General features: G+C 59.4%; 14 protein-coding genes and 2 pseudogenes. 12 read left to right on the forward strand and 4 right to left on the reverse strand.

Annotation, left to right across the window (positions count from 1 at the left end; translation table 11 throughout):
* Positions 1-7: 7 nt before the first annotated feature.
* Positions 8-1,506, reverse strand: a pseudogene (locus GTU79_RS12875) (UbiD family decarboxylase).
* 178 nt (positions 1,507-1,684) lie between these two features.
* Between GTU79_RS12875 and GTU79_RS12880 the strand changes: the two are divergent.
* Positions 1,685-2,586 (forward strand): annotated as a pseudogene (locus tag GTU79_RS12880) (LysR family transcriptional regulator).
* Between the two features lie 59 nt (positions 2,587-2,645).
* Here GTU79_RS12880 and GTU79_RS12885 read toward each other — a convergent pair.
* Positions 2,646-3,782 carry a mandelate racemase/muconate lactonizing enzyme family protein gene (locus GTU79_RS12885; RefSeq protein ID WP_203521625.1) on the reverse strand — a complete coding sequence of 379 codons (1,137 nt, stop codon included), beginning with the start codon at positions 3,780-3,782 and terminating at the stop codon, positions 2,646-2,648.
* Positions 3,763-4,479 (reverse strand): GntR family transcriptional regulator, encoded by a 717-nt coding sequence (locus GTU79_RS12890; protein ID WP_203521624.1) that lies wholly within the window; start codon positions 4,477-4,479, stop codon positions 3,763-3,765. The genes GTU79_RS12885 and GTU79_RS12890 overlap by 20 nt, the downstream gene beginning before the upstream one ends.
* A 148-nt stretch (positions 4,480-4,627) precedes the next feature.
* Here GTU79_RS12890 and GTU79_RS12895 point away from each other — a divergent pair, with 148 nt between their 5' ends.
* The 6 genes from GTU79_RS12895 (at position 4,628) to GTU79_RS12920 (ending at position 10,999) form a co-directional block, all read left to right on the forward strand.
* Positions 4,628-6,148, forward strand: coding sequence for an ABC transporter substrate-binding protein (locus tag GTU79_RS12895; RefSeq protein ID WP_203521623.1), 1,521 nt, complete (start codon positions 4,628-4,630; stop codon positions 6,146-6,148).
* A gap of 26 nt (positions 6,149-6,174) precedes the next feature.
* Positions 6,175-7,131 carry an ABC transporter permease gene (locus GTU79_RS12900; RefSeq protein ID WP_203521622.1) on the forward strand — a complete coding sequence of 319 codons (957 nt, stop codon included), beginning with the start codon at positions 6,175-6,177 and terminating at the stop codon, positions 7,129-7,131.
* Positions 7,131-8,012, forward strand: a complete 882-nt coding sequence (locus GTU79_RS12905; protein ID WP_203521621.1) for an ABC transporter permease — start codon at positions 7,131-7,133, stop codon at positions 8,010-8,012. Before GTU79_RS12900 ends, GTU79_RS12905 begins: the two co-directional genes overlap by 1 nt.
* Complete coding sequence (locus tag GTU79_RS12910; protein ID WP_214514014.1) at positions 8,012-9,058, forward strand: ABC transporter ATP-binding protein; 1,047 nt, start codon at positions 8,012-8,014, stop codon at positions 9,056-9,058. The genes GTU79_RS12905 and GTU79_RS12910 overlap by 1 nt, the downstream gene beginning before the upstream one ends.
* A 70-nt stretch (positions 9,059-9,128) precedes the next feature.
* Positions 9,129-9,995, forward strand: coding sequence for an ABC transporter ATP-binding protein (locus tag GTU79_RS12915; RefSeq protein ID WP_203521619.1), 867 nt, complete (start codon positions 9,129-9,131; stop codon positions 9,993-9,995).
* Positions 9,996-10,315: 320 nt separating this feature from the next.
* Positions 10,316-10,999 carry a GntR family transcriptional regulator gene (locus GTU79_RS12920; protein WP_132921812.1) on the forward strand — a complete coding sequence of 228 codons (684 nt, stop codon included), beginning with the start codon at positions 10,316-10,318 and terminating at the stop codon, positions 10,997-10,999.
* A 62-nt stretch (positions 11,000-11,061) separates the two neighbouring features.
* On the opposite strand, the gene GTU79_RS12925 is transcribed toward GTU79_RS12920, so the two are convergent.
* Complete coding sequence (locus GTU79_RS12925) at positions 11,062-12,537, reverse strand: amidase (RefSeq protein ID WP_203521618.1); 1,476 nt, start codon at positions 12,535-12,537, stop codon at positions 11,062-11,064.
* A gap of 168 nt (positions 12,538-12,705) precedes the next feature.
* Between GTU79_RS12925 and GTU79_RS12930 the strand changes: the two genes are divergently transcribed.
* The 5 genes from GTU79_RS12930 to GTU79_RS12950 are packed head-to-tail and all read left to right on the forward strand — an operon-like array spanning position 12,706 to position 17,364.
* The gene (locus tag GTU79_RS12930) at positions 12,706-13,605 is read left to right on the forward strand and encodes an ABC transporter substrate-binding protein (protein ID WP_203521617.1); all 900 of its coding nucleotides are present in this window, start codon (positions 12,706-12,708) and stop codon (positions 13,603-13,605) included.
* 28 nt (positions 13,606-13,633) lie between these two features.
* Complete coding sequence (locus GTU79_RS12935) at positions 13,634-14,455, forward strand: ABC transporter permease (RefSeq protein ID WP_253073574.1); 822 nt, start codon at positions 13,634-13,636, stop codon at positions 14,453-14,455.
* Entirely contained in the window at positions 14,452-15,234 is a 783-nt protein-coding gene (locus tag GTU79_RS12940; protein ID WP_243701413.1) for an ABC transporter ATP-binding protein, read from the forward strand. Before GTU79_RS12935 ends, GTU79_RS12940 begins: the two co-directional genes overlap by 4 nt.
* A gap of 59 nt (positions 15,235-15,293) precedes the next feature.
* A complete protein-coding gene (locus GTU79_RS12945; protein WP_214514015.1) occupies positions 15,294-16,211 on the forward strand; it encodes an ABC transporter substrate-binding protein in 918 nt (305 codons plus the stop codon).
* The gene (locus GTU79_RS12950) at positions 16,198-17,364 is read left to right on the forward strand and encodes an LLM class flavin-dependent oxidoreductase (RefSeq protein WP_203521614.1); all 1,167 of its coding nucleotides are present in this window, start codon (positions 16,198-16,200) and stop codon (positions 17,362-17,364) included. Before GTU79_RS12945 ends, GTU79_RS12950 begins: the two co-directional genes overlap by 14 nt.
* Positions 17,365-17,669: the final 305 nt, after the last annotated feature.

A 17,669-nucleotide genomic window follows, 5' to 3' on the forward strand; every position in this document is an offset into this window, starting at 1 on the left:
CTATCCCTTACTCAAAATCCGGCAGGAAGCGTTTAACATCCACTTCTTTAAAGCGCGAACGTTCAAACTGCGACTTCATGCTGAAGGGAACCGTGCAGTCAAAAATGGTCTTGCAGGACATGCCTTCCTGCAAAATGCTGGGGCTGTAGGCCGGGACCTGCGACGGATCGAGGGGGTGGCAGCGTACGCCGGGAATAAAGACCGTGTCCACATCGCCTTGATAGCGGGTCTGCATGGCCCACATCACGTCGTCGCTGTCAAAAATGGCCACATCTTCATCCCCAGGATCACATGCTTCAATTCCGGGAAGGCGGCAAAGGCCAGCAGGCCGGCCTGGCGCTGGCGCCCTTCGTCCACCGCGGCGGATTTTTTGAACTGCATGACGGCCAGCAGTTTGCCGCCGCCCGCGGAGTGCGCGAAGACGTTAAGCAATTTGCCCGGCATGGCGCGGTTAACCAAATCGAGGATACTGGCTTCCGTGGGGATACCCGCCATATTCACGTGTTCTTCCCCAGGGCCGATGGTGGTGCGCCAGATGGGGTGCAGGCGATGGGTGACCGCTTTCACCTTGATAACCGGCAGGGCCGCTTTCGCGCCGCCGGTGTAGCCGGGAAATTCAGGCATCGCTTTGCCGGTATCGGTGTTTTGGTCTTCACGAAGCCGCACGTTCGGCAATAATTCGCCTTCAATAACAATCTCGGCATGGGCAATGCAGCGTTCATTGATGGTTTTGCACTGGACCATTTCCACCGCGCGGCCGCGGAGCGAGCCCGCGATGCTCAGTTCATTAAAACCCAGCGGCGTTGTCGGCGGCTCGAAGCAGGCGGCGATTTCAATAGCGGGGTCCACGCCGATACTGATGGAAATCGCCAGCGGTTTCCCCGCGGCTTCCGCTTTTTGCCGGAAGGCATCGATATGGCGGCCGGGCGTCAGCCACATGGAAAGTTCGTCGCGGCTTTGCACGCAAAGACGGTGGATGGTGATATCCGATTCGCCGGTGTCGGGGTCGGAGGCGTAACACAGGCCCATGGTGACATAGGGACCGGCATCCTCTTCCGTATTGGTGGGCGCCGGCAGCAGCGTGCGCAAATCGAAACCGGCGTCCGTGGCTAAATGCACCACTTCCTGGCACGGGGCGCCCTTGGCATCGATAGTGACGGGCGCAATAGGCGTATGGACCGAATCGCGCAATAAAAAGCCGAGCTTATCGGGCGCGCAGCCTAAAAATTGCCCCACGCGCTTGCGGGAGCCCACCAGGCCGATGGCGACGCTGATATCGTCAAAGCCCTTGATCTTGTTGAATACCATGGCCGGCCCGTTTTTGCGGGTCGGACGCATACAGGTGCCGCCGGCGCCCACATAACGATAGACCCCCGACAGCTCGGCGTTGGGATCGACTTCCACATCGGTGGTGACCAGTTCATTGGGCAGGGTTTTCAAAAGCGCAAGGGCGGAACGCAGATCGTGCACCGGATTAACATCGGCATGATTTTTTTGAGTAGACATATATGTTCCCTACAGAGTATATGGAATTTTGTAGGGAAAATACGCCTATTATAAAAAATCGGCGAATACCATTTTGATACTATATCTCATACCAAAACGGTTTTTTTCTTTGACTAAAAAATGATATGCGTCACTATTCTGAGGCAGGCTTAATTTTAACCTGAACAAGGAGGGTTTTATGGATCTTAAAAGGTTGAAATATTTTTGCGTTGTCTTTGAGCAGGGGACCATCAGTCAGGCGGCCCGTATTTTGAATATGGCGCAACCGCCGCTGAGTAAACGTATACAGGAATTGGAAGAAGAACTCAATGTTCCGTTATTTTTGCGTAACGGCAGAAGGCTTGAGCCTACCGAGTCAGGCTATCATCTTTATAAAAATGCCTGCGCCATTTTACGCGACGTGGAGGATACCAAACGGGAAATCATCCTGATCAAAACCGGGAGAGCCGGCTACTGCGTATTGGTCTTACCCACTTATTCCAGTCCTATTTCAAGCCACTAATCCTGAAATTGCACCGGCTTAATCCAAATGTAGAAATCAGCGTTTCTGTTTCCGATTCCAGTAATCTGGAATCATTGCTGCAAAATGGCCTGGTTGATATTGCCCTGATTCAAAAGCCTTCTCACAGCGAGGGATATGATTGTATTTCTTTTGCCCCCATAAACCTGGTGGCGGTAATCAATAAAAAGCTCTCGGCGGAATTTCCCGCCAATCCCATACCGTTTTTATCCCTGGGGAAATTCCCGCTGGTGTTATTGCGCCGATCCAGGGATGCGGGAACCTACGAATTAATTACCGATCATTTTCGCAAGGGGGGCGTTAATCCAAAAATTATTATGAATATTTCCCAGCCCGGCGTCATCCTTGACTGGCTGCAATCCGGCCTTGAAGCCGCGGCGTTGCTCCCGGCCTCTGAAGTGGATCCCGCAAAGCTCGATAATTGCCATGTTGTTGATATTCTCTCGGCGCCACAGATTTTTCCCGGCGGTGGTAAAATGTCGGTGGCATCCTATATGAAAGAGCTGATGGATATCGTGCAGACAGGCTATCCTTTTCCGGATGTCGATACGGGAAATTAGGCAATTGGTTTTAAACGGAGCCAATCTTTACCGGAAACCCTTGGCAACGTAGTTGCTTGTCATAAAAGTGTATCAGACAGCCGCCGCAGCGCTGTTCCCAATCCCCAGGCGGAAGGCAACAGGCTCTCGCCATTGCTGGGCCGAGGGAAATCATCCGCGATCATCCGCCAAAAGGCCGGCGTTTCATCAAACTGGTGCTCCAACAGCTCGATGGTCTGCCCGGCGGCGCAGGCCGCAAGGCTGGCGGCATGGCAAATCGGCCCGCTGGGATTGTGCGGCGCGCAGCCGATGCCGTATGAGGCGGCCAGGGCCGCCACCTCCAGCACGCCGCTGATGCCCCGCGCATATTTGACGTCCGGCATCACCACGTCATAGGCGCCGCCAGCCAGCCAGGGCATGAACAGCGCCGGGCCGGTAAGCTCCTCCAGGCCGGCAAGCCGCATGCCCAGCACGTTGGCCTGGCCGCGCAGCCTTTTCAGGGCGGGAATGTTTTCCGGCGTTTCCGGCAACGGGCACTCAAACCAGCTCACCCCCAGGGCCGATAGCTCTTTCATCACCGCCGCGGCGGAGCGCGCATCGAATCGCCAGTGGCAGTCAACATACAAATCAGCGGCGGCGCCGATGCCCGATCGGGCGGCGGCCACCCGTACCAGTCCCTGATCCAGTAATGCCTTCCCCAGGGGGGAGGAGCCGTTTTCCGGCGTCAGGCCGTCAAACGGCGCGATTTTTATGCGGTTAAAACCGGCGGCGACGGCCTTTTGCCCAGCAAGCCTAAATCCCGTATCTGAACGGTCGGTAATGCTGCGGTTAACGTTGGCGTAAAGGGGAATGCGCCCGCGATGCGCTGCGCCCGCCAGCGCCCAGGAGGGACAGCCGCGCCGTTTGCCGCGAATATCCCACATCGCCTGGTCAAGAGCGCTGTGGATTGCCGCCTGCGGCAGCGTGCCGGCGTCTGCGGACAGGTACTTTTTCAAGCCGTTCCAATCCTGTCCCAGCAGCCGCTCCCCGGCGAGGGCGTGAAAGGCGTCGAGGGCCGCCGGATTGCGCACCCAGCTGGCTTCCCCCCATCCCGTCACCCCGTCGGACATATGCAGTTTGATAAACGACCAGGTGGTTTTTTCCGTCACCGGACAGTGCAGCAGTTCCAGCGCCTCAATGCGGTCATTATTGCGGCCATTATCGTGAAACATCGTCATGCTGCTCCCCGGCAGGTTGTGGGTGGGAGGAAAGGGCGGCTTTACGCATTCTGTTAAGCAACACCAGCTTGGCCCGCGCGGTATGGGCGGCGGTCACCGCCGCCGCCGATTCGCTGTCGCCGGCGGTGAAGGCCGCCAGCAACAGGCGGTGGTCCGCCACCACGCCGGCAAAACGATCGGATTCATAGCCGTAGCGGCGCCACAGCGCGCTTATCAGCCGCCAGTGCCGCTCCAGAATAAGATTGGCATCGCGGTTATCGGCGATGTGATGGATGGCGGCATGAAATTCCCGGTTTGCCAGCAAAGCCAGGGGGGCATCTCCCTGGGCCACCGCGTCCTCATGCCGCGCCCGCAGGGTTTCCAGATGGGATAAATCCTGCGCCGTCATGCGTTCGGCGGCGCGGCGGGCCAGATAGCTTTCAATGACAATGCGGATATCCAGCATTTGGCCGACAAAAATCTCATCCACCGCCACCACCCGTGCGCCCTTGTTCGGCTGGGCGACAATCAGTCCTTCGCTCTCCAGCCGGTGCAGCGCCGCGCGTATGGGCATATGGGAAACACCGAAACGCGTCGCCAGAGCATCGATACGCAGGGGCGCGCCGGCATCGAATTCCTGACGATTGATAATGGCGTCCCGGAGCCGGTCGGTGATCTCGGTTTCGCCGGCTTTACTTTCTATATCTAATTTCCGCATAACCATATTTGATCAAAATATATGACTTGTGGGCTTATTTTCTTTTATATATCGCCACTATTCAATAGTATTCGAACTAACAGATAGAATATTTGATCAAATATCGTGATTGACGTTCATAACACCATAAAGCGCCATGAGGGAATGTATGAGAGTGAAGCCGTTCAGCCGCTGGGCCCTAGCCGTTGTGTTTATCCTGCCGTTGCTGATAAGTCTGGGGCCGGGGAGTCTGAAGGTCTGCGCCGCCCAGCGCGATACGCTGGTCATCGGGCAAAGCGCCGATATCACGTCGTTTGATCCCACCGAACTGCGCATGGGCACCTTTGTCCTGAACCGCCTGCTCTATAATACGCTCATCGCGCTGGATGCCGACGGTAAGCCCCACGCCGAACTGGCCCAATCCTGGACGCGTTCGGACGACGGCAAGACCATGACCTTCACGCTTCGCAAAGGCGTCACCTTCCATAACGGCAAGCCGCTGACCGCCCAGGATGTGGCCTTCAGCCTGAACTATGCCAAAGATCCCGCCAACGGCGCCAATATCCTGCCTCTGGCGAAGATGATTAAAAGCATCGACACCCCGGCTGAGGATACGGTTATCCTGCATTTTGACGGCGCATCCGATGCGGTATTCGATTTGCTGGATTTGGCCTTTATCATCGACGGCAGCCAGCCTAAAAAGGTCAAAACCGGCGGCAACGGCACCGGCCCGTTCAAGCTCGCCGGCTACGAGCCGGGGCAGGACGCGGTTTTCGTCCGCAACGATGGGTATTGGGGCGGTAAGCCGGCGCTTAAAAAGGTCATCATCAAAATCATCCCTGACCAGCAGTCCGGCGTGATGCAAATGAGCGCCGGCGCGGTGGATTTTCTCCCCTCCATCGATCGCGAGGCCGCGGGCCAACTCGCCGGGGCGGGCTTTGCCACCGGCGCCGCCACCGCCGAAGGGCGGGTGCTGGATCTCACCTTTAATACCAAGGTCCCGCCCCTGGATAAACCCGACGTGCGGCAGGCCATTGGCCTGGCGCTGGATCGCGTGCGTATCGCCCATGATATCGCCGGTCCCTCCTCGCTGGTGAAATGCCTGCCCTGGCCGCGGTACAGCCAGCGGGAAGCCGCCGGCCATGAGAAGGATTGCGCCTACGATCCGGCCCGGGCCAAAGCCCTGATTGCCCGGGCGGGCGCCGCCGGCGCCGAGATTACCATTATGTCCCGCAGCCAGTCGGAGCCGCAAATCGGCGCCATGGCGCAGGTGGTGCAAGGGGCGCTGCAGGATATCGGCCTGAAGGCCACTATCGTTGAGATGTCCGAGGCCGCCTATATTTCCCGTTTCCGTAAAGGCGATTTCCAACTGGCGGCCCATGTCTATGGCCGTGCCGGTCGCGGCCCGTCCACCATCCTGCTGTCGGCGGTAATCTTCCGCACCAGTGATAACCCGGCGCAAATTTCCTCGCAACAGTACAGCGACGACATCGCCCTGGTCACCAGCCGGCCGTCCGGGCCGGATACCGACCAGGCATGGCAGCGCATCGACAGCTTTATGCTCAAGGAGAACTGGGTGCTGCCGGTGGCGACGCTGCCGGTGTTATGGGCCTCCGCCAAGGGTCTCGCCGGCCTGCGATTCAACCTTGACGGCATGCCCATCCTGACGGAAGCGAAACTTGATAAATAACGTCCCTTAACCCGGAGGGCGCTTTGATGACAGCCTATCTGATCAACCGAATCCTCCAGTGGATTCCGGTATTGCTGATTTCAAGCATTATCGTGTTTGCGGTAGTGCGCGCCATGCCGGGAGACCCGGCGGATATCATAGCCGGACCGGACGCCACCCAGGCGGACGTGCAGCGCATCCGGGCGGAATACGGCCTGGACCGTTCACTGCCGGTACAGTATATGGCCTGGCTCAGGCATATGGGCCGGGGCGATTTCGGCGTGTCCTACATTTATCACCGGGATAACAGCGAGCTGATCTTCAGCCGCCTGCCGTTTTCGCTGCTGATCGCCGCCACGTCGCTGTTGACCGCCCTGATCGTCGGCGTGCCTTTCGGTCTGGCCGCCGGCCTTGGCGAGGGTAAAATCATCGATTGGGGAGCGTCGCTCTTTTCCTCCCTGGCGGTGGCGACCCCCGGCTTCTGGCTCGGCATGCTGGGAATCATGCTGTTCGCGGTGAAGCTCGGCTGGCTGCCGCCCGGCGGGCTGACCAGCACCGATGAGTCGGTCTTTGGTTTTTTGTGCTCGCTGGTGCTGCCCACCTTGACTCTGGGGCTGCACGGCGCGGCGGTGCTGATGCGCTCCACTCGCAATGCGGTCATAGAGACCTTGGGGGAGAGCTACATCCGTACCGCCCGCGCCAAGGGACTGCGTCACCGGACCCTTGTCTACCACCATGTTTTGCGTAATTCCATGCTGCCTATCGTGACCATGACCGGCGTACTGCTTGGCCGCATGCTCGGCGGCGCCGTGGTGATAGAATCGGTATTCGCCTGGCCGGGCATCGGCCGGCTGCTGGTGCAGTCCATTATCAACCGCGATTACGGCATGGTGCAGGGAATATTGATTATCCTGGTGCTGTTTTTCCTGGCGCTGAACCTGGTGGTGGATCTGCTGTACGGCGCCATCGATCCGCGCATCCGCCTGACAGGGAGCCATCGCTGATGAGTGTGGCATCCCTGGAGCGCGACGACATCCGTGCGCCGCGCCGTCGCTTCAGGCTGATAAAGGCCGTGATGGCAAGGCCGTCCGGCCTGTTCGGTTTCACCGTGGTGGCGTTGATTACCCTGGCGGCGGTGCTGGCGCCCTGGCTGGCCCCCTGCGATCCCGCTACCCAGTTCGCCGGGCTGCGGCTGGCGGCGGCCGGTACGGCCGGCCATCCCCTGGGTACTGACGAACTGTCTCGTGATCTGCTTAGCCGCGTGCTGTTCGGCGCGCGCATTTCACTGCTGGTGGGGTTTGTCAGCGTCGCCGCCGGCGCCGGCCTCGGCATTATCGTCGGACTGATTTCCGGCATGGGGGGACGGTTTGTGGATACCCTGCTGATGCGCGCCTGCGATATTCTGCTCGCCTATCCCGGCATCCTGCTGGGGGTGATTGCCGTGGCCATCCTGGGCCCCGGGCTGATACAGATATGCATCGCGGTAGCTTTTGTCAATCTTCCTCTGTTTGCCCGTCTGATGCGCGCCTCGGTCCTGCGGGAACGGGAACTCGACTATGTCAAGGCGGCCGTGGCGCAGGGTACCGGCCTGTGGCGCATCATGCTGCGCCACGTCATGCCCAACGGTATCGGCGTGGTGATTTCGCAGCTGGCCTCGGCGGCCGGCCACGGGGTGTTGCTGGAGGCGTCTCTCTCTTTTATCGGCCTGGGCATCAGGCCGCCGTCCGCCTCCTGGGGCACCATGCTCAGCGGCAGCCGGGATTATCTCACCGTTGCGCCGCTCTATGCCGTGGTGCCGGGTTTGCTGTTAATGCTACTGGTGCTGGGCCTGAACCTGCTTGGGGACGCCATGCAAAAATCGCTGGATTCGGCGGGGGATGAATAATGATGCCTGATCATGATATTTCACCGCCGCTGCTGGAGGGGAAAGGGCTCAACGTGATGATCGCCGTCAAAGGCGGCGGGCGGCGGGCCGTCACCGATGTGTCTTTCACCGTGGCGCGCGGGGAAACCCTGTGTATCGTGGGCGAATCGGGATCCGGCAAGACCCTGACGGCGCTGTCGCTGATGTCGCTGCTGCCGCCCCGGATTTCCGTGGCCGGCGGCGGGATAATGTACAATGGCCGCGACCTGCTGACCCTGGACGCCGAGAGCCGCGAGCGGCTTAACGGCGACGAAATCGCCATGGTTTTCCAGGATCCCATGTCATCCCTCAATCCGGTGCTGACCGTCGGCCGGCAGATTGCCGAAAGCATTTCCCGCCACCAGCCGTCTTTGACCCGCGCCCAGCGTGAGAACCGGGCGGAACAGGCGCTGGCGCTGGCGGGCATCAGCCGGGGCGCGGACATTATGCGACGCCATCCCCACCAGCTGTCGGGAGGCCTGTGCCAGCGGGTATTGATAGCCATCGCGCTGGCGAATCATCCTCGGCTTATCATTGCCGACGAACCCACCACCGCACTGGATGTCACCGTGCAGGCCCAGGTGATGAGCAGCATGCGCGACGCCTGTGAGCAAACCGGCGCGGCGCTGCTGCTCATTACCCATGATATGAAGCTGGTGGCGCGATATGCCCATCGGGTGGCGGTCATGTATGCCGGACGCATTGTGGAGCAGGGCGACGTTCAGGACGTCTTCCGCTCGCCGCGGCATCCTTATACCCGCGCCTTGCTCGGCAGTATTCCCGGTCTGGATACCGACGTCCACCGGGAGCTTGAGGCCATTGCCGGCGAACCGCCGGATTTTGCCAGGCTGCCCTCGGGGTGCGCCTTCCGCCCGCGCTGCACGCTGTGCCGTAACCGTACCCCCTGCGCCACCGAGGTGCCGCTACCGCGGGCGGATCGGCAGGCGTCAGGGCACGTGAGCGCCTGCCATTTCGCCGATGAGCTCTCCTTGCCGGCCGGCGCGGGGAGGATATCCGTATGCCGATGATCGCCGGTCCGATGCGGCGCGGGCATCAGCATGCCGCCCATCACCAGGGCGGCGCGGGGGAGGAATCAGCATGACGGTAAACGCGGAACCCGCCAAGGAGATAAGCGCCTCGACGCCGCTGCTGCGGGTGGAGGGACTCGGGAAATGCTACCCCGGCGCCACCGGCTGGTTAGGCCGCTCCGGCGGCGGCGTCAATGCGGTGGATGGGGTGAGCTTTACGCTGGGCGCCGGCGAAACATTAGGGCTGGTGGGGGAGTCGGGCTGCGGAAAATCCACCCTCAGCCTGATGCTGATGGGGCTCGCGTCGCCTTCCGCCGGGCGGATATGGTTCGATGGCGAGGATATTACCGCCCTGAAGCGTCGCCGCCATCCCCGGCTGTGCCGCGATTTGCAGATCGTGTTCCAAAACCCCATGGCCTCCCTTAACCGGCGCATGACGGTATTTGATATTATCGCCGAGCCGCTGATTGTGCATCGGGTCCATAACGGGGCCGGGCGGCAAGAGCGCATTCATGAGCTGATGGGCCTGGTAGGGCTTAATCCGGGCCTGGCTCACCGTTATCCGTCGGAGCTGTCCGGCGGCCAGCGCCAGCGCGTCGGCATTGCGCGTGCGCTGGCCCTTAGCCCGCGCCTGCTTATCCTGGACGAGCCTGTATCGGCCCTGGATGTGTCGATACAGGCGCAGATCCTCAATTTATTGCGCAGGCTGCAGCGGGAATACGGGCTGGCTTATCTGTTTATTTCCCATGATTTGCGCGTCGTGCGTTATATGGCGCCGCGCATTGCCGTGATGTACCGAGGGCGCCTGGTGGAAACCGGCAGCCGGGAGCAGATTTTTACCGCCCCGGCGCATCCCTACACGCAAACGCTGCTCGCGGCCCTGCCCGAAAGGGATAGCGGCGTAGCGGCGGGGGAGGCATCTAAAACCCCGCGTTGATAGTCATGTACGGCAATATCATCCCGGCGGCAGTGGCCGATAGTCACCGCATTGCCGGCTTTAACAAATCACCGCCGGCCCCGATGTTTTCTATTCCCGCTTCCGCCACGTTATCTGGCGGCCCGTCGCCCGCCCAAACCGAAGCTTCCGCCACGTCACCTGTCGGCCCGTCGCCCGCACGGGCCGATCGGCCTTCGCCAGTGTATTTCTGCGAGAGACTAGCCTGAAAGTACCCCATGTCGTAAGATGCTCACAGTGAGATGCTCATTATAAATTAAAGACCTGGCAATTTTTTATTATAAAGGCTAACGAGAACCAATATGATTGAGCGTGTCCATACGTTCTTGACCAAAAGTGAACTGGCATACCAAACGCTGCTGAGTGCCATTCAATCAGGTGAACTGAAGCCAGGACAGAAAGTCACCTTGAATGAGCTTGCGGCTCGCCTGGGAATGAGTTTGACGCCGGTACGGGATGCCTTCACCCTGCTTGCGGAGCAGGGGCTTATCGAACGCACGCCCCACCATGCGGCGGTGATCGCCAAAAAAAAGCCCAGCCGCTCTGAAGAGGTTTCGCTGCTGCGGGCCATCCTCGAGCCGGAAGCCGTCAGGCTGGCCGCCATGTATGCGAACCCGGCCCAGATCGATGAAATCGCCGAGGCCTACCAAGCGTCCCTCGACGCGGCAAAAAATCAGAATGCCCGGGAATTAAGCAAATATAACGAACTCTTCCATCTGAAAATCGCCGAAGCCAGCGGTTCATCCTTTCTCATTGAGTTCATTTCGTCGTTATGGAAAGCCCTGCCCGCGCAGGGGATGAAACTCTATGACAACGCTCCCGCCATTCTTAAATCCCATGCGGATATCCTGACGGCGATCCGGGACGGCAAGCCCGATGAAGCCTCCGCGCTGATGGCGGGGCATGTAGGGCACGCCGCCGATCGGGCGCGGGAATATTTCGACCGCCTGCGCCAAAGCGATTCTGAACCGGAAAAAGATGCCTGACCAGACTGCTGACAAACGTGCTGTCCCACCGGGCACGTTGTCAACCAACGCCGATGGGGTTTTTATTCCGCCGTTTGAGTGAACATCGGCGGCGTGGCAAACCGGTGGTGGACCTGCTCCACTATATCCGCCAGGGCGATACAGGCCCTGTCAGCGCCGAATCGGCCGATAATCTGCGCGCCGATGGGTAGCCCGGACGGGGAAAGGGCAATGGGGAGGGTGGTGGCGGGAAGATAGGCCGCCGATGAGAGGCCCAGCCAGAAATAATCATTGGCCGAAGGCTGCCGCCGTCCGTTGACCTCCAGGTAGCGCGCCTCTTTGGGAACGTTGTCGAACAGGGTAAATGCCGTCGTGGAGGCCGCTGGACAAAGCAGAAAATCAAAACGCGCGAAATAGGCGCGCCACGCCTCGATAAGACCATAACGCCGCTGCTGATACCCCAGCCAATCCCGGTGCGTAAGCACATTGCCGCGCAGGGACAACGCCCGATAGCTTTTATCATCGGCGGCCAGCTGCGCCGCCGCGGCCCGGTTGGCGGCAAACTCCTTGTCGTTTTGCCGTGCGCTGGTGGCGCCGCGTAATAAATGAACATAGACCTCGTAGCATTCACCGCTGGTAAAATCGGGGCGGGCCAAGGGCTCCACCTCGACGCCGGCGCGTCGCAGCGACTCTGCCGCCTCCAGTATCGCGGCGCTGATTTCATTGTCCACCGGAAAGCGGCTGTCATTCGCCCACACGCCGACGCGGAAATGTTTCCCCATCCGGGGAGCCGGGCTGTCCAACTCTACCCGCCAGGCCGGCCAGGCTTGCGTATCGGGTTGCGCCAGCAGGCCCAATGCCAGATCCAGATCGGCGGCGCTGCGGCTTAACGGTCCGTAGACGGTGATATCCGCCGGCGCGGATTTGCCGGGCTGTCCATGACCGCGCCCGGGCACCAGACCATAGCTGGGCTTATGGCCGTAGACGCCGCAATAATGCGCCGGCATACGTATTGACCCGCCGATATCGCTGCCGATCTCCAGGGCGGAAAACCCGGACGCCAGCGCGGCCGCCGAACCGCCTGACGAACCGCCGGGTGTGCGCGCCAAATCCCAGGGATTGCGGGTGGTGCCATAGTCCGGATGGATGGTTTGCCAATCCCCCAAATGCGGCGGAACGTTGGTTTTTCCCACCAGTATCGCGCCGGCCGCTTTCAGGCGGCTGACCGCAAGCGCATCTTCTCCGGCAATATTGTCCCGCAGCGATACCAGCCCGAAAGTGGAGGGCAACCCTTTGACATCCCATGATTCCTTAACGGTTAAAGGCACGCCGTGCAGAGGGCCCCATACTTCGCCGCCGGCCAGGGCCTTATCCGCGGAATGCGCACGGGCCAATGCCTGTTCCGCCAGCAGGATGACCACGGCGTTCACCACCCCGTTATGTTTTTCTATCTGCTCCAGACAGGCCGTGACCAGTTCAAGGGAAGTGATTTCTCCCTCCCTGATGCGTTTTGCCAGCAGGGTGGCGGGGGCAAAAACGTCGACGGGTTTCTTAAGCATGAAATTAACTTTCCTTATAAGAAATTTGTATGTTGATGCGGCCTATTCAGAGTTGTTTAACTATGCACTTTCTGAGCAAAATACAAAATATATTTTATAAAACTTTCGAGGCGGTTTGGGATGGGTGTTTTGACGAAATGCAGAGGCCACATTGTAACGTTTTTCCTGATGTTTTCACTATCATTCGCCGTATCCGCCCAAACGGCGGTCAGGCTGGCCGCCGCCCAGAACTCCCTGGGTTCGCTGCCGCTGGTCATTGCCCAGCAGAAGGGCTTCTTTGCCGATGAAAACATCGCCATCGAAACCATTTCCTTCAAAGGGGGCGCCCCGGCGGTCCAGGCCCTGGCCGGCGGCAGCGTGGAAGCCTGTATTTGCGCCGCCGATCATGCGGTGCGGCTGTCCAGCCGTCATCTGGGCGGGCGTGTATTAGTGGCGCTAACGGAACATCACGGTTATGGTTTGGTGGCCCTTGCCTCATCGCCGGTCAACACGCTAGACGATCTCCGCGGCAAATACGTGGGCATCACCTCGCCGGGCAGCCTGACGGATAATACCCTGCGCTACTTCATTGCTGAAAAGGGCCTGAACGCCGATCAGGACTATAAACTGGTGGGCATCGGCACCGGCGGAGCCATGCGCGCGGCCCTGGAAACCGGCTCCGTGGCCGCCGGCATGTTAACCACCCCCGATGTGCAGGCGGCCCTGGCGGATAACCAGCGTTTTAAACTGGTGCAGGATTTTCGCAATCTGCAATACCCGGCCCTTGACCTGGTGGTCATCGACCGCTGGCTGAACAAAAATCCCGATATCGCCCATAAGCTTATCAAGGCCGTGGTCAGGGCCGAACGGCTCATCCAGACCGATCCCGCAGCGGTGCAGGCGGGTATTGATCAAATGTACCCCAATCTCAGCCCCGATCTGCGCAAGGTCCTGGTCGCCGAGGCACCCAAGCTGCTGTCTACCGACGGCACGATGTCTGCGGCCGGTTATGGATTGATGGTGAAAATGCTCAAGGTAACCGACCCGACGCTGGTTGCCCCTGATTACAACAGTATCGTTGTGCACTAACTCATTAATGACCATGGCGAAAAATAACGTGACGAATCTTATTTTGCAGACCGCCAAGAGAAAGAAACGGCTGGCTTCCCATCTGGCCGGTCCGCTTTCCCGCGCGTCCTCGCGGGTCTTTATCCAGCAGTTTGCCTTTATCTGCGTACTGCTGCTGTTATGGGAAGCGGCGGGGACCTGGCTTATCGATCCCTTCTGGAGCAGCCGGCCCAGCGATATCTGCCGCCGTCTTTGGCAGATGGCGGGCAACGGCGATTTACTGCGCCATGTGGACGCAACGGTGTCCGAAGCCGGCCTGGGGCTGATACTCGGCGCGGTGGTGGGCATTTCACTTGGGCTGGCGATGTCGCGTTTTACCCGCACCGCACGGGTGGTGGAACCGCTGTTTATGGGACTGTACAGCCTGCCGCGCGTGGCGCTGGCGCCGCTGTTCGTGCTCTGGTTCGGCATTGGCCTCTCGGCCAAGGTCATGATGGCGTTTTCCATGGTGCTGTTCGTGTTTATGCTGAATGTCCTGGAGGGTATTCGTTCGCTGGAGAGCGATCATATCGATCTGTTGAGAACCATGCGCGCCAGTCGCGCCTATATCCTGCGCAGGGTACTGCTGCCCGCCATCGTTCCGTGGATTGCGGCGGCGATGCGTATCGCCGTCGGTCTGGCCATGGTGGGCGCCGTGGTGGGGGAACTTATCGGATCCAACCGCGGCGTGGGATGGTATATCGAAAACGCGGCGGGACAGCTGGATTCCACCGGGGTGTTCACCGGCATCATCATTTTATTGATATTGGCCATGGTGGCGAATCTGATCGTGACGCGGATTTTCCATCGTTTAACGGAATGGCGGCAATGAGCGAATCAACCGAGTCAAAGATAACCATTAACCATCTGTCGGTGCGGTTTGCCGGCGCGGCCGGGCAAATTACCGCCGTTGACGATGTATCGCTGAATATCGCCGCCGGCGAGTTTGTCGCCATCGTCGGTCCGTCCGGCTGTGGAAAATCCACTCTGCTGCGCGTTATCGCCGGATTGATGAAGGCGGCACAAGGCAGCGTCGCCATCGATGGCCGGACGGTGACGGAACCCCCTCCAGGACTCGGCTTTATGTTCCAGCGGGACACCCTGCTGCCCTGGGCGACGGTGGCGGAAAATATCGCGGTGGGCTGCGAGCTGTCCGGACTTGACCGCAAACTGCACGGGCAGCGCATCGCCGAACTTATCGATCTTATCAAGCTCAATGGATTCGCGTCCCATTACCCGAAAGCCCTTTCCGGCGGCATGCGGCAGCGCGTCTCTCTGGCGCGGTTAATGGCCTATGAACCCGACGTGTATCTCATGGATGAACCGTTCGGCGCCCTGGATTACCAAACCAAAATTTCCATGGGCCGCGAACTGTTGCGCATATGGGAAACCCGGCGCCGCAGCATCGTGTTTGTAACCCATGATATTGAAGAAGCGGTGTCGCTGGCTGACCGGGTGATTGTGATGAGCCCCCGGCCTGGGCGGATTACCGCTGAATATCCGGTAGATCTGCCGCGCCCCAGAGATCCCCGGCTGCTGCGCGGCGATGCGCACTTCGCCGCCCTGTGCGGCGCTATCTGGGCCGATCTCGAAGAGACGGAAGGCACCTGATAGCGCCGTCAGGCACCGGTCTGTAACGGTTATTGGCTTTACGAATAAGGATTTGAAGCATGAAAATCAGTATCGGCGCCCATCCTTCCAATTTGACGTTGACCGCGCTGACGCATTATCAACCGTTACAGCAGCCCCTTAGGGATGCCGGGCTGTCGCCAGAATTTTATTGGTATCCCGAAGGGCGCATGATGCATGCGCTGGCGGTGGCGGGGAAAGTGAACGTCATCGGCACCGGCACCACCCGCGCCATCACCGCGCAGGCGGATGGTGTCGATCTGGCCTATATCGGCGCCTCCAAACCCCGGCTGAGCTGGTCCTCCATCGTAGTGCCGGCGCGGTCGGACATAGTGGCCGCAGGGGACCTCGACGGCAAGCGCATCGGGTTTATCGAGGGCTCCTTCCAGACCTATTTTCTGCTGGCGGCCCTGGATCGGGTGGGTCTGAATTATACTTCCATTCACGGGATAAATTTGAAGCCCGGTGAATCATTAGCGGCATTGCGGGCCGGGCGAATCGATGCCTGGGTGGCGATGGATCCTTATCTGAGCGATGCCCTGGAAGGCGGCGAAATCCGAAAAATCCAGGATTGCGGCGATCTGATTGCCAACCGTTCGGTGTTCTGGGTCCTGTCCGAGGTGGTCGCCGCGGGACCAAAGGTGATCCAAACGCTGTTTAACACCCTGGTGGCGACGGATGCCTGGATTGGCGGCCACCTCGGGCAGGCGGGGGAACTATTCTCCAGGGGTATCGCCAATGGCTTATACGCCGCCAGCTGGACGCAGGGTTTGAAAAGCCGGGATTGGGGCATCTTGCCTCCCGACCGGCAGTTTTTTACCGAACAGCAGGCCGAGGCCGATTTATTGTTTAAACACGGACTGTTAAAACAGCCTGTGGATATTTCGCAATCAATGCTTCCGTTTCAACTGGATGGGTTGGCGACGCATACCAGGGGATACAGTAATGGGCGAACGTAAAACCGCAGAGTTTTTTTGGCGAATTCCCACCCAGGGCGACGGTCGATCGGTCTCTTCCTCGTCCTGGAATCGCGGGGATTGGCAGCCGGCCGCGCCTGGTGTGATAGCGCCGGGAGCGCCTGACGGCCGGCCGGATGGCTACGGTTATATTGATTATATGGCCCAGGTGGCCAAAGCCTGTGAACTGGCGGGATTTGACGGCGTGCTGGTGCCTACCGCCTTTGTCAGCGAAGAACCCCTGATGATCGCCGCCGCGCTGGCGCGGGAAACCCGCACGCTGCGATTTATAACGGCCTTTCAGCCGGCATTCATCACTCCGGCCTACGCGGCCAAAATGGGCGCCACCCTCCAGCGCATCAGCCACGATCGGCTGGAATGGAACATTATTACCGGCGGCAGCGCCCCTGCCCAGCGTGCTTACGGCGATAGCTTACCCCATGATGACCGATACGCCCGCACCCTGGAGTGGCTGGACGTGGCGGCGGGTTACTGGCGGGGCGCCCCTTTTAACCATAAGGGGGCGCTATATGATATCCACGACGGCGGTTTGGCGGCGCCTTTGGTCTATACCCGCAAGCCCGGTATCTATTTTTCCGGCTCGTCCGACGTGGCGTTGAGCGTGGCCGCCAAACATGCGGATCATTACCTGATGTGGCTTGAGCCCCTGGCGGACATGCAGGCCGTCATGCTCAGGCTGAACCGGATGGCTGAATGCCATGGTCGCCGGCCGGGCTATGGACTGCGCGTCGATATATTCGCCCGTGAAACCGAAGCGCAGGCGTGGGATGAAGCCCGCCGTTTATGGGAGACGGTTGAGGTAAATCAGTCCCGGCAGGCAAAATCCATGACCAGCTCCGGCGGTGAAGACTCCGTCGGCGCGCGGCGGCAGGCGGCGATACGCGAGAATGCATCCGGTCGTTTTGAAGACCATTGCATCGGACCGAATCTATGGTCGGGGCTGGGCCTTTTCCGCCCCGGCCCCACCATCGGTATTTTCGGCAGCTATGATCAGGTAGCGGATCGCCTGCTGGAGTATATCGAAGCGGGGTTCGGCACATTTATCCTGGCCGCCAATCCCCATCTGGAGGAGGCGCTGCGTTTTGGCGAGCACGTTCTGCCCCGGGTGCGAGGCCGGCTGTCGGCGTTGGCATAGCCCTTGAAATAACAGATTGTCCGTCGGCATACGATCGACACGGACCATGCTCTATTAACTTTTGCCAGGTGGAGAAAATATTATGCGATAGCTAACGCTTTGCCGGTTAATTCAATAATGAGTTATACCCTAAATAATTCGAGTTGCAGGAAAGCCAACGTATCTGCAATTTGAAGTATGACGGGTATAGATGAATATTGTTCTCTTAAGAACAATAGGAAAGCTTTTGTTTATTGAACCCCGGAGATTAACCGAATTACAAAATACATTTTATGCAGAATAAGATGGGCATCGTATCGTTCATC

The organism is Sodalis ligni (genome assembly GCF_016865525.2).
In the GTDB taxonomy this organism is placed as follows: domain Bacteria; phylum Pseudomonadota; class Gammaproteobacteria; order Enterobacterales; family Enterobacteriaceae; genus Acerihabitans; species Acerihabitans ligni.

Excerpts from the sequence above, each read along its gene's own strand:
- GTU79_RS12895 (WP_203521623.1), top strand. The coding sequence starts at position 4,628 with ATGAGAGTGAAGCCGTTCAGCCGCTGGGCCCTAGCCGTTGTGTTTATC.
- GTU79_RS12950 (WP_203521614.1), top strand. The coding sequence starts at position 16,198 with ATGGGCGAACGTAAAACCGCAGAGTTTTTTTGGCGAATTCCCACCCAG.
- GTU79_RS12890 (WP_203521624.1), bottom strand. The coding sequence starts at position 4,479 with ATGCGGAAATTAGATATAGAAAGTAAAGCCGGCGAAACCGAGATCACC.
- GTU79_RS12915 (WP_203521619.1), top strand. The coding sequence starts at position 9,129 with ATGACGGTAAACGCGGAACCCGCCAAGGAGATAAGCGCCTCGACGCCG.
- GTU79_RS12900 (WP_203521622.1), top strand. The coding sequence starts at position 6,175 with ATGACAGCCTATCTGATCAACCGAATCCTCCAGTGGATTCCGGTATTG.
- GTU79_RS12910 (WP_214514014.1), top strand. The coding sequence starts at position 8,012 with ATGATGCCTGATCATGATATTTCACCGCCGCTGCTGGAGGGGAAAGGG.
- GTU79_RS12945 (WP_214514015.1), top strand. The coding sequence starts at position 15,294 with ATGAAAATCAGTATCGGCGCCCATCCTTCCAATTTGACGTTGACCGCG.
- GTU79_RS12920 (WP_132921812.1), top strand. The coding sequence starts at position 10,316 with ATGATTGAGCGTGTCCATACGTTCTTGACCAAAAGTGAACTGGCATAC.
- GTU79_RS12930 (WP_203521617.1), top strand. The coding sequence starts at position 12,706 with ATGTTTTCACTATCATTCGCCGTATCCGCCCAAACGGCGGTCAGGCTG.
- GTU79_RS12885 (WP_203521625.1), bottom strand. The coding sequence starts at position 3,782 with ATGACGATGTTTCACGATAATGGCCGCAATAATGACCGCATTGAGGCG.
- GTU79_RS12925 (WP_203521618.1), bottom strand. The coding sequence starts at position 12,537 with ATGCTTAAGAAACCCGTCGACGTTTTTGCCCCCGCCACCCTGCTGGCA.
- GTU79_RS12940 (WP_243701413.1), top strand. The coding sequence starts at position 14,452 with ATGAGCGAATCAACCGAGTCAAAGATAACCATTAACCATCTGTCGGTG.
- GTU79_RS12905 (WP_203521621.1), top strand. The coding sequence starts at position 7,131 with ATGAGTGTGGCATCCCTGGAGCGCGACGACATCCGTGCGCCGCGCCGT.